We start from the raw sequence: 12,085 nt of genomic DNA, 5'->3' as shown, positions 1-12,085 counted from the left end.
GGCACCTAATTGCCCGGTCGTCTAATGGCAGGACAGCGGTTTTTGGTACCGTCAGTGGGGGTTCGAGTCCTCCCCGGGCAACACTTGATACTCCATAACCCGAAGGATGACTGTAAAGCCATCCTTTTCTTTTTAAATCGAACTTCTGAATTCCGCTCCGTTGGATACACCCTTAGCCATATTTGCCGGACGCAGTAATTTAGCTTTATCACGGGCTATTGCTGAACAATACGGAACTTCGCTCGGCGAGCTCACCATTAAGCCTTTCTCGGACGGTGAACTCTATGCCAAATATGAACAAAGCATTCGAGGCGAAGATATTTTCGTGGTTCAATCCACACCTCCGCCCGGCGACAATATTATGGAGTTATTGCTTTTGCTCGATGCGGCCAAACGGGCGTCGGCTAAAAGAGTTACAGCGGTCATACCCTATTTTGGATATGCCCGCCAGGATCGCAAAGATCAGCCGCGTGTTTCCATCGCTTCCAAAATGATGGCTAATCTGCTGACGGAGGCCGGGGCCGACCGTATTCTGACCATGGATTTGCATGCGGCCCAGATTCAGGGTTTCTTTGATATACCGGTTGATCACTTGTATGCCAGCCGGCTGTTTATAGACTATTTCAGCGAACATCCGATTGAAAATCTTGTGGTTGTCGCACCGGATGTGGGTAGTTTAAAGATGGCCCGCTCGTATGCCAAGCGTCTGGGAGCCCGGTTGGCCTTTATTGACAAACGGCGTCCCAAACAGAATGTAGCGGAAGTGATGAATATCGTGGGCGAGGTTGAAGGTAAGAATGTGCTCATCGTTGATGACCTTATTGACACAGCCGGCACCCTGACCAACGCTGCGGCAGCCCTGAAAGAACGTGGAACATTAAACATCACGGCAACTTGTACGCATCCGATTTTATCGGGACCTGCGTTTCAACGAATTGAAGATTCGCCTATTGATCAGTTGCTGGTTACCGATACGGTACCGCTTCGCAAGCCTTCGAATAAAATAAAGGTGCTCAGCGTAGCCGGTATTTTTGCAGAAGCAATACAGCGTATCCATACCAACGATACAATAAGTGCACTTTTTGACGATTAAATTAACGATTTACGAATTATGACTACTCCTGACGTTGTAACATTAGAAGGAAAAGTAAGAGAAACCGGTCGCAAGGCTGCTGATGCGCTTCGCGATGCGATGCGGGTGCCCAGTGTGCTCTATGGACCGAAGGTGGAAGAAAATGTTCACTTCTCCATCGACGAACTTGAACTTGAAAAGGTACTGTCTGTCAGCAAGCGTCAGATCATCGAAATTAAGATCGACGGTGAAACCTATAAGACGCTTCTCAAGGAAGTCGAATTTCATCCCCTGACCGACCGGCCGGTGCACGTAGACTTTTATGTATTAGCCGATGATTACAAGGTAACGCTCAGTGTACCCATCCACCTGGAAGGAACGCCGACAGGCGTAACCGACGGGGGCGGACGCATCTTCCAGCCTATGCATATCTTGCGCATCCGTGTTACACCTGATCTTATCCCGGGGGTTTATAGTGTGGATGTCAGTGACCTGAACATCGGTGATTCGCTGCACGTGCGGGATCTGGATCTTGAGGGCATCATCCCGCTGGACGATCTCAGTCGAACTATTGTGACCATTCGTCCTCCAAAATCCGAAGAGCTGCTTACTTCTTCTCTCATTACAGAAGAGCCAAGCGAAGAGGAACTTGCCGAAGGCGAAGAAGCGCCCGAAGGAGAAGTTGCCGAAGGCGAAGAGGCAGCCGAAGGAGAGGAAACAGAAGAAGGTACAGAAGACGAATCCGAACAATAACAGTGACCAAACCGGTGTAAGTGCGTTATGCCTGTTATTATAGGTCTGGGCAATCCCGGACACAAGTACGCCGGTACACGTCACAATATTGGATTCCAACTTATTGATGCATTGGCTGACGCCATGTCAGTACGAATGGGGCCCGGGAAGGGCCCTTTTCATGTGGGCAAAGGCCGGCATGGCGGGCACAACGTCTACCTGGTCAAACCAAGCACTTTCATGAATAACAGCGGGGATGCTGTACAGCAGGTGCTCCACTGGTATAAAGAAGAACCGGAGAACTGCCTGATCTGTTATGATGATCTGCATTTAGATATTGGAACGATACGGCTTCGGCCGGGAGGAAGTGCCGGGGGACATAATGGTATCCAGGACATTATTCATAAACTGGGCACCAAGAGCTTCCCCCGTTTGCGTATTGGCATTGGCGATCACTACCCAAAAGGTCAACAGGCCCGATACGTTCTCTCCCCTTTCAGCAAAGAAGAACAGCAGCTGATGAACTCAACGCTCGACCGGGCCGTTGATGCCAGCTTTGCCTTTATCCGGGAAGGTATTGATCAGGCGATGAACGACTTCAACTGACTAAGATGAAAGCCTTCTTGTGAGCCGAGCTGCAATAGGCCACATGGGCCGGGCACTTCTTTTGGCAATTTCCCATTGCCCCCTGGAATAAAGATTCACATCCAAAACGGGATCTCACACAGTACTTCATGCAGGCTGTGTTTTGTCCTCCGAATATTGAGTGCTCCCTGTCATTTCCGCCACCCTACGCCGGAGGCTCTTTCCGGTTGTTGTCCTTTCTCATAATCCCCTCCCTTTGGCATCCGGGATTATTTTCATCGGCTGGAACCCTGAATCCAGCTTGGTTATTTCCATATGAATGTAACGGGCGCCCCGAACCAACACTGCTGTCCCGCTGAAGAACGTTCAATTATTTCGGTTTGTTTTTCTGGTTTCTAAATGATAAGGTTAGAATTCTGTAGAATGGAAACGTACCTACAGTATACAAGAGAAATTTCGAACAACAGACGTTTGCTTTTCAACCGATCCACGGAAGTGCAGGAGATGCAGTTGAAATTAGGCAGTTCTGGGAAAACCAATTATGCAAGTACAATGTAATATGATAAGGCTCAACAGATAACAAGGGATTATTAATACTAACCATAATTAGTCTACAATTAATCGAATCAAATATGGATACACTAATAACCTACCTCATCCCGGTTAGCGGGATCATTGCCCTGCTCTACACCTTCTTAAAATCATCATGGGTTTCAAAACAAGATACAGGCACAGAGAAAATGTCTACCATAAGCTCCCACATTCAACGCGGAGCGATGGCTTTTCTAAAGGCGGAGTACAAGGTGCTGTCGATCTTTGTTATATCCGTGGCCATTTTACTGGGAATTACCGCAAACACAGAAACCTCGCACTGGCTGGTGTCTGTTTCCTTCGTGGTTGGGGCTCTCTGCTCGGGACTTGCAGGCTTCATCGGAATGCGCGTGGCTACCAAGGCCAATGTCCGAACAACCAATGCCGCCCGGGAAAGCCTGGGAAAAGGATTGAATATCGCTTTCGCAGGAGGATCGGTTATGGGACTCGGCGTTGTAGGTCTGGGGGTACTCGGCCTGGGCGTACTCTTTTTATTCTTTGGGAATATGTTTGGAACCGGGACAGCTGCCAGCGTTAACAAAGTGTTGGCGGTGGTAACCGGATTTTCGTTTGGAGCATCCTCCATCGCCCTTTTTGCCCGTGTGGGCGGTGGCATTTATACCAAGGCGGCAGATGTAGGGGCCGATCTTGTAGGGAAAGTCGAGGCCGGCATCCCGGAAGACCACCCGCTGAACCCGGCCACGATTGCCGACAACGTGGGTGACAATGTAGGGGATGTAGCAGGGATGGGCGCTGACCTCTTTGAATCGTACGTGGGATCCATCATCGGTACCATGGTTCTGGGGGCCGCCTTTATGGCAAACCCCGACTGGGCCGACAACTTCAACGGGCTTTCTGCCGTACTCCTTCCGTTGATCCTGGCCGGGACCGGGATACTGACTTCCATCCTCGGAACGTTCTTTGTTCGCGTCAAAGAAGGTGGGAACCCGCAAACCGCATTGAATATCGGTGAATTTGCTTCCGCTGCCGTCATGCTGGTTGCTTCCTACCTGTTAATTCACTGGATGCTCCCCGAGAGCTGGATGTTCAATGGCGTCACCTATACTCCGAGCGGTGTTTTCTGGGCAACCATTTTCGGCCTTGCTGCCGGTTTGCTCATCGGCCTGATTACCGAGCACTATACGGGGACGGGCACCAGCCCTGTTGAGTCCATTGTAGAACAGTCGTCCACCGGTGCTGCAACAAACATCATTGCCGGTTTGGGCGTGGGCATGATTTCCACGGCCATTCCCATTGTCATTATTGCTACAGCCATTATCGGGGCATATCACCTGGCCGGCCTGTACGGTATTGCCATTGCTGCGGTTGGCATGCTTTCCAATACAGGTATACAGCTGGCGGTGGATGCCTACGGTCCAATTTCTGACAACGCGGGTGGTATTGCGGAGATGTCTGAGCTGCCCGGAGAAGTACGTGACCGTACTGACAAGCTCGACGCTGTTGGTAATACGACCGCTGCTATCGGCAAAGGGTTTGCCATTGGATCGGCGGCTTTGACCGCTCTTGCGCTTTTTGCCGCCTTTATCACCTCTTATAATGCGACCCACGAAACTACACTCGCGGGCATCGACATTACCCAACCCACCGTTATGGCCGCCCTCTTCATCGGTGCCATGCTCCCCTTTCTGTTTTCTGCCCTTTCCATGAAAGCCGTGGGACGCGCAGCTATGTCAATGATTGAAGAGGTACGCCGACAGTTCAACGACATCCCCGAACTGCGCGCCGGTCTTGATACCATGAACCGCAACAAGGGAGCCAAACTCGAAGATTGGTCGGACGAAGATCAGCAAACCTTTGAAACAGCCATCGGAAAAGCCGAATACGAGAAATGTGTAGCTATTTCCACCACGGCCTCCCTGCGCGAGATGATTGCCCCTGGTGTACTGGCCGTGGTTGTGCCTGTTGCCTTTGGATTCCTGGGAGGTCCTGAAATGCTCGGTGGTCTGCTTGCCGGTGTGACCGCCTCCGGCGTGTTGATGGCTCTGTTTCAATCCAACGCCGGCGGGGCATGGGACAACGCCAAAAAGATGATCGAGGAAGGTTTCGAGTACAACGGGGAAATCCTGTCCAAAGGCTCCGAGGCACATAAAGCGTCGGTCGTGGGCGACACGGTGGGAGATCCATTCAAGGATACTTCCGGACCATCGCTTAACATTCTTATCAAGCTGATGTCGGTCGTTGCTCTCGTTATTGCAACAATGATATAGCCTGAACGTATCAACCTTCCCTGCCCTGCATCCGTACCTGAGATGCAGGGCTTTTTTTACTTCTGTCTATGTTTAAAGCGGTTCCTGTATTCCGTATCTTCAAACATTCAATCCAACATTAAATCATACCCTTCATGGACATCTTTAAACTCTTCTTTGATCACGATCTGCGGCTGGATAAACCGGCGAAACGGAATGCCAACAAGTCACCGGAAGAGATTGAAGCGACCCTGGCCGATTTTATGAAGCCCACCCCTACCTATTCCAAATTTTATATCACGGGAACCCGGCTCGATAAAGAACAATTTGGTCTGAATGCCCTGGAGAAAGCAACACGGACGGTCGAGCAACTGGGAAAAACCTTTGAACACCGGCACATTCATGTCCCCGGCACCTCTTTCAGATCCCTGGCCGAGGCCCTGGCGTCTTCGGGGATTGGCGAACCGATGGTTATTGCCGATGAGAAACCCGGAGTGATGCTTGATAACCTCAACATTGACAACGAATCCAATATTGTACACCGAAAGCAGGAACTGCGTGAAATTCTGACAGCGGGCGGCTATGTGTTATACAAAGAACAGGCCCATCACGGATTTGACCTTCATCTCCTCACCATGGAAAATATCTACCCGGCTCTCTTCCGGGCGTTCCAACCACTGGTTAGCAACGACTTTCGCTTTTTCAGTATCAACAGCAAACGCATGCGTTCCGAGCGTCACTTTTATTTTGAGACCTGGACCCTTGATCGACCGCCCCACGGGGCAGAAGAAGTATCTGCTAATACGGTCTTATAAGAGAGTGGTAGAGATAGATCGGCCGTGAGTTCCATCTCCACTTGTCTTCTTTTACTTCTGCCGGTGACTGACAAGCAAAAGACGTGAACTGACATCCGGGTCAAAATCATTACCCAGGTAGTCGCCATATACATGATCAATGCTAAAATTCCGCTTGCTCATTTCCCTTTCAAACCAGGATTTCTCATAGAGCTTGACCCGTTCCACATATTTTTTGGTATCGTTAACCTCGTCTCCGGAAAATGTTATTTCCTTGAACACCATATCATTTTCAATGTATCGTGAAATATCATAATGAATACCGTGAAACGAGCCCTCCTCATGGGGGCGGATGGTACTTCGAACCTTTTGGGCATTGAAATAATCCACAACAAAAATCCCACCCGGCGACAACATTTGACTGACACTGTCAAAGACGCCCGCATTTTCTTCATCCGATTCAAAATATCCAAAAGTGGTAAAAAGATTAAACACCGCATCAAACGTCTCGGGAAGCGGATTGCGCATATCACGGACCTCAAAACGGATTTGTTCGATGCCCATGTGTCCGGACTTCTCGCGGGCTGTGGCAATGGCCTGTTCAGAGAGATCAATACCGGTAACCTGATACCCCTTTTGGGACAGGGTAATCGCATGGCGTCCCCTTCCACACCCCAGATCCAATATTTTGGAGCCTGCAGGAAGCGACAAGACGCGTTCCAGCAAGTCGATCAGCCGTGCGGCCTCATCCTCATCCCGGTCTGCATACAGTTTCTCATACAACGGACTGTCAAACCATTCTTCAAACCAATCCATGAATCTGCTGGTATAATGATGTTAAGTGTTTTTCAACCGAATGAATAAAAATTCGAGCCCTTTTGCAAACTTTGCTTTTATATTTGCCCATCTTTTAGTTATTTAAACTTAACAGCGTTAAGTATATCCTCCAGTATAGCAGGGATAACATTAAAAATACATTATAAGGTAATATTAATTCACAATGGTAATTTTATGCGTAGAACAATAGCTACCATATGTCTTGTTTTTGTATGCTCGACTTCCGCTTTCTCCAGCGGATTTTCGATTTATGAAGCCAGCATCCGTGCCAACGGGATGCTGGGAGCTTTTGCAGCCTATGCCGATCACGTATCCACGATCTACTACAATCCAGCCGGGCTGAGCGGGCTCGACGGGCTCAGGATAAGCGGGGGCGCTACCATTATTGCCCCGCGATCGAGCTTTAGAGGGCCCTTTGCAAGTTCCAGTGCCTATCCCGGCAGTAGCAAAAGATACGATATGCACGAGCAAAACTTTCTGGTCCCCAATTTTTATGCCTCCTATGAAATACAGGATGGGCTCACGGCCGGGATTGGTGTATATGCCCCTTTTGGACTGGGAACCAGATGGGATAAGAACTGGGTTGGTCGTACAGAAGCTATCAATACCTCTGTTGAAACCATCTTTGTACAGCCAACGGTAGGGTATCAGCTGCCCGATTTTGGCATCGGCAACGTAAAAATTGGGGCCGGATTGGTTATTGCCGCCTATGGAAAAGTTGAACTCTCCCGCGCAGTGGAGGATTTTGCCGTGGAAGATGATATCTTTGCACTGGACGGAGAACTTGAAAAGCCGGGCCTTGGGTATAACCTGGGCCTCCTTTACGAGCCGACAGACCGGGTGACCCTGGGCTTCACCTACCGCAGCAAAGTTGAGACGGAATACAGCGGTGAAGCCGACTTTGGTGATCTTCCAACGGCCCTCTTCCCCTCAGATGCCGGAGGTGGCACAACTCTCGAACTACCGGCCAACTGGGTTGCAGCTGTCAATGTACAGGCAACCGAGAACCTTAACCTCGAAGCCGATTATGTATGGTGGGGCTGGTCCAGCTATGACGAGCTGGTCATAGAATTTGACCAGCAGATCCCTGCCTTTGGTTCCGACCGGCTTGCAAGTGAGAGGGGATACGACAACTCCTGGCAGCTCCGGGTGGGAGGCGAATATACCGATGCCTGGACCCCGGGACTCTCCCTGCGTGCGGGCGTGGCTTACGATAAGTCGCCCCTCCCCACCAAATATATGGACCCCACCCTCCCCGACGCCAACCGGTGGTTATTTTCCGGCGGGCTAAGCTACGACGTTACGGAATATCTCACCGTGGACGCATCCTACATATTTATCAGATCCAATGAACGTACCAATCGAAGCTCGGTTAATGGACTGCATGGGGTGTATAATACCCACGCCAACCTGCCTTCGCTTGGTTTAACGATGAAATTCTAAGGATAAAAAGAACTCATTATGAAATTCCGTACACTTTCACTTCAGGTCTTCCTGGCGTTATTGATAACGGCAGTCTCTCTATCGGCGTGTAAAGATTTTAATGACGTAAATTTTGAATCCAACAGTGGCGAGGCGGACTTTTCAATGGTGGCAGCCGTTGGCAACAGCCTGACCGCCGGATACCAGAACGGGGCCCTCTACCGCACCGCCCAACGTTATTCCTATCCATCGCTCGTGGCGGGCCAGATGGAATCAGTACAAAATTTTGAACAGCCGCTTGTCAGCGACCCCGGCATCGGCCTCGGCCGCCTCGGGCTGGAAGGCTCGGATCTGTCCGGTCCCACCCAGACCGACGAACAGGGCCAGCCCATCAACTCCGACCTTGACCGCCCCTATAACAATTTGGGTATTCCCAATGCCCTTTTAGCTGATTTCCTGGGACAGGACCTCCCCAGTGCCCCCTATTCCGCCCGACGGCAAAACAACCCGTTCTTTGATCTTGTGTTACGTGACATGGGCAATACGCAGTCCGAGCAGCTGGCCGCCCTTGATCCCACCTTTGTACTGTTCTGGCTTGGTAGCAACGACATTCTTGGCTACGTTACCAGCGGAGGCACACAGGCGTATGTGCCTCCAAGCGACTTCCGACAGCTGTACCAGGCGTCAGCTAGCACTATTGCACAGACCGGAGCCAAGGCAGTTCTTTACAATATCCCCAATGTAACCACTATTCCCTATGTTTTCCTTTTACGGACAAGGCTGGTTAATGAAGGTATTATATCCTACAATGAAATAACTCAGACCTACCAGTTTAACACGTCAGAAGGTTCGTTTGATATTTTTATTGAAGCAGTCGAGGGCACACGAGTTATGCGCGCTAATGACCTCATTCTGTTATCAGCTACCAGTTATTTTGAAAGAGTCCAGACAGGCGAAACTCCCCCCCCTATAAAACCAAATAATCCTATTCCAAATCAATACATCCTTGATGGGCCTACGCCTACTTCCGCAGGAAATTCTGAAATTGCACAGGCCAATCAAGTGGTCGACAACTATAACAATACTATATCCAACGCTGCAAGTGCAAACAGCTGGGCCTTGGTTGATATCAATGATACATTCAGTCAGATATTCCAAAACTTCCAGCAATCCAGCGGTGAACAGGGAATTACTATGAATGGGATTACTCTTACACCTGTTCCCGGCTCCCTCTTCAGTTTCGACGGGGTGCATCCCAGCAACCAGGGACATGGCGTCGTTGCCAACCTTACCATTGAGGCCATTAATGATACGTATAATGCCTCCTTGCCGGACATAGACCTGGGGACTATTCCAAGAGGCATTCCCATTAACAACTGAGGATCCGTCTCTTGTTTATGCCTGTTTGGGAGCCGTTGTACGACGGCTCCTTTTTTATGGGTAAACATTTCGAACTCCTTCGGCCAGTTTGTATCTTTCGCTGAACTTTAAACCGTATTGTTCTATGGATTACAACGACAAATTAGCCGAGGCGGTCCGGCAAGCTGACTCTACCCTCTGCGTAGGACTTGACCCCAATATTGATCTGCTGCCGGCAGCCATCCGGAATGGACAGGCATCCCCGCCTGTAAAAGTCCGTACCTTCCTCAAAAAGGTGATTGACGTTACACAGGAGCACTGTGCAGCCTATAAGCCCAACCTGGGTTTTTTCGAAGCCCTCGGCCCCGATGGCTGGGATGTTTTCCAGGAAATTCTCGCATACCTCCCGCCCGGAAAAATGGTTATAGCAGACGCCAAGCGGGGGGATATCAGCTCGACAGCAGAACATTACGCCAAAGCCTTTTTTGAACAACTGGAGGTGGATGCGATTACGCTCAATCCACTGATGGGATTTGAGACACTGGACCCCTTTCTTGACAATGCATCCAACGGTGTCTATACGCTCACCCTGACGTCCAATCCGGGAGCTGCTGATATTCTTCTCAAAACCCTTTCCTCCGGAGAAACGGTTGCAACTTACATTGCCCGTGAACTTCAGCATAAACAGGAATCGAGCGCTGCGGCCATCGGCATGGTTGTGGGGGCTACCAAAGCCCCTGACCTGCAGCCGGTCATCAGCCAGTTTCCCGCTTCTCCTCTTCTTATTCCGGGCGTGGGCAAGCAGGGAGGCTCTGTCAGTGCCCTGGCAGAAGCCTTGAAAAATCACCATGGTATCCCCCTGATAAACTCGAGCCGGAGTATCCTGTATGCGGGCGGGGATTCTGATGACTGGGAACAGGAAGTCCGTCAATCGGCCAAGAACCTCAAAGAACGAATATCTCCAATCACTGCAACCTATGTCTAAGAAAAAAACGGTTATTGTATTTACCGACGGAGCGTGCAGCGGAAATCCCGGTCCCGGCGGCTGGGGGGCACTGCTCCAGTGGAATGGCAGAGAGAAAGAAATTACCGGCAGCGCACCAAATACGACCAACAACCGCATGGAAATGCGGGCGGTTATTGAAGCTTTGAATGCGATAAATCAGCCCTGTCATGTAAAAATACACAGCGACAGTGCACTCATTGTGAATGCATTCAAGCAGGGCTGGATTGATGGCTGGCTGAAGCGGGGCTGGAAAAAAGCCAATAAAAAACCAGTGGAAAACAGGGACCTATGGGAAGAAATGCTGACCGCGATGCAGCCCCATGATGTAGAGTGGATTAAAGTCAAAGGCCATGCCGACAATGAACGAAACAACAGGGTTGACCGACTGGCGGTAGAAGCCTCAAAAAAATTTCAGTAGCGGCAACAAAACGTCTCAGCTCAATGGAAAAGCAGCCTGAGCTCTTGCAAGAAATCAGGATACTGCCTGTTTGAGGCTGGCAAATGGTTTCAGGTTCATGTCAGAAAACAGCCCCCGCCGGGCCATCATATGGCCTGTAATCGCTATCATTGCAGCATTGTCGGTGCAGTAGGCAATATGGGGGATGAACAGCTGCAGATCTTTTTGCCGGGCCAATGCCTTCGCTTTCTGTCGCAGCATTGAATTGGCTGATACGCCCCCGGCCAGCGTGATGGTCTGAACGCCGGTGTGAACGACCGCGTTACGCAGTTTTTTGATGAGCACTTCTGTTATCGCACGGGCAACACTGGCGCAAATATCATTCAAATGTTCTGCAAGAAAAGCTTCCGGGTCCTCCTTGTCCTCCAGGTAATACATCACCGATGTTTTAAGACCCGAAAAGCTAAACTCAAAATCATTATCCAGCATGGCCTGGGGAAAATCATGGAATTGCGGATCTCCCTTTTTCGATCGTTCATCAATCTCAGGGCCGGCGGGATAAGGCAACCCCAGAATCTTTCCGATCTTGTCGAAGGCCTCCCCTGCCGCGTCGTCGCGGGTTTGTCCCAGCAGGGTATGCTCGAACGGACTCTCAACGTAGACCAGCTGAGTGTGTCCCCCGGAAACAGTCAGAGAAACAAAGGGATACTCCGGCTGTCCCTCAATAAAATTGGCATAAATATGGGCATCCATGTGGTTAACCCCAATGATCGGGATATCCCGTGACAAACACAGCCCCTTGGCAAAACATAGACCAACCAGCAGTGATCCCATAAGACCGGGTCCCTGGGTTACCGCAACAGCATCGATCTTGTCCAGTGATGTCCCAGCTTCCTCCAGCGACTGTTGAACAGTCGACCAGATGGTCTTGTGATGGGCTCGGGAGGCCAACTCAGGCACGACCCCTCCATACTGTTCATGAACCGTCTGAGAGGCAATGACATTGGACTGTAAGCCCTTATCCGTATAAACAGCAGAAGCTGTTTCATCACAGGAAGACTCTATGCCTAAAATATTCATTGG

Annotated in this window: 11 protein-coding genes and 1 tRNA gene; 10 read left to right on the top strand and 2 right to left on the bottom strand. The window is 50.3% G+C overall.

Annotated elements, in window-relative coordinates:
• Positions 1–10: 10 nt before the first annotated feature.
• From FN808_RS10445 to FN808_RS10420, 6 genes are all read left to right on the top strand, one after another.
• Positions 11–81: transfer RNA gene (locus FN808_RS10445), tRNA-Gln, on the top strand.
• A gap of 79 nt (positions 82–160) precedes the next feature.
• The gene (locus FN808_RS10440) at positions 161–1,093 is read left to right on the top strand and encodes a ribose-phosphate diphosphokinase (RefSeq protein ID WP_142714536.1); all 933 of its coding nucleotides are present in this window, start codon (positions 161–163) and stop codon (positions 1,091–1,093) included.
• A gap of 18 nt (positions 1,094–1,111) precedes the next feature.
• A complete protein-coding gene (locus tag FN808_RS10435) occupies positions 1,112–1,825 on the top strand; it encodes a 50S ribosomal protein L25 (protein ID WP_142714535.1) in 714 nt (237 codons plus the stop codon).
• Positions 1,826–1,852: 27 nt separating this feature from the next.
• Positions 1,853–2,410, top strand: coding sequence for an aminoacyl-tRNA hydrolase (gene pth, locus FN808_RS10430; RefSeq protein WP_142714534.1), 558 nt, complete (start codon positions 1,853–1,855; stop codon positions 2,408–2,410).
• 611 nt (positions 2,411–3,021) lie between these two features.
• Positions 3,022–5,208 carry a sodium-translocating pyrophosphatase gene (locus tag FN808_RS10425; protein ID WP_142714533.1) on the top strand — a complete coding sequence of 729 codons (2,187 nt, stop codon included), beginning with the start codon at positions 3,022–3,024 and terminating at the stop codon, positions 5,206–5,208.
• Between the two features lie 134 nt (positions 5,209–5,342).
• Positions 5,343–6,002 (top strand): hypothetical protein, encoded by a 660-nt coding sequence (locus FN808_RS10420; RefSeq protein WP_246068332.1) that lies wholly within the window; start codon positions 5,343–5,345, stop codon positions 6,000–6,002.
• Between the two features lie 51 nt (positions 6,003–6,053).
• Here FN808_RS10420 and FN808_RS10415 read toward each other — a convergent pair whose 3' ends face one another.
• Positions 6,054–6,797, bottom strand: coding sequence for an SAM-dependent methyltransferase (locus FN808_RS10415; protein WP_142714531.1), 744 nt, complete (start codon positions 6,795–6,797; stop codon positions 6,054–6,056).
• Between the two features lie 195 nt (positions 6,798–6,992).
• Between FN808_RS10415 and FN808_RS10410 the strand changes: the two genes are divergently transcribed.
• The 4 genes from FN808_RS10410 to rnhA all read left to right on the top strand — a co-directional run bounded on the left by FN808_RS10410 (position 6,993) and on the right by rnhA (position 11,023).
• Positions 6,993–8,261, top strand: a complete 1,269-nt coding sequence (locus FN808_RS10410) for an OmpP1/FadL family transporter (RefSeq protein WP_142714530.1) — start codon at positions 6,993–6,995, stop codon at positions 8,259–8,261.
• 18 nt (positions 8,262–8,279) lie between these two features.
• The gene (locus tag FN808_RS10405; RefSeq protein WP_142714529.1) at positions 8,280–9,620 is read left to right on the top strand and encodes an SGNH/GDSL hydrolase family protein; all 1,341 of its coding nucleotides are present in this window, start codon (positions 8,280–8,282) and stop codon (positions 9,618–9,620) included.
• 124 nt (positions 9,621–9,744) lie between these two features.
• A complete protein-coding gene (gene pyrF, locus FN808_RS10400; protein ID WP_142714528.1) occupies positions 9,745–10,584 on the top strand; it encodes an orotidine-5'-phosphate decarboxylase in 840 nt (279 codons plus the stop codon).
• Positions 10,577–11,023, top strand: a complete 447-nt coding sequence (gene rnhA / locus FN808_RS10395; RefSeq protein ID WP_142714527.1) for a ribonuclease HI — start codon at positions 10,577–10,579, stop codon at positions 11,021–11,023. The genes pyrF and rnhA overlap by 8 nt, the downstream gene beginning before the upstream one ends.
• Before the next feature lie 54 nt (positions 11,024–11,077).
• Here the strand turns inward: rnhA and tsaD are convergent, their stop codons facing one another.
• Entirely contained in the window at positions 11,078–12,082 is a 1,005-nt protein-coding gene (gene tsaD / locus FN808_RS10390) for a tRNA (adenosine(37)-N6)-threonylcarbamoyltransferase complex transferase subunit TsaD (protein ID WP_142714526.1), read from the bottom strand.
• Positions 12,083–12,085 lie beyond the last annotated feature (3 nt).

The organism is Fodinibius sediminis, from assembly GCF_900182555.1.
In the GTDB taxonomy this organism is placed as follows: domain Bacteria; phylum Bacteroidota; class Rhodothermia; order Balneolales; family Balneolaceae; genus Fodinibius; species Fodinibius sediminis.
The sequence above is the reverse complement of the archived record's forward strand: the minus strand, read 5'-3'. Positions and strand labels throughout refer to the sequence as shown.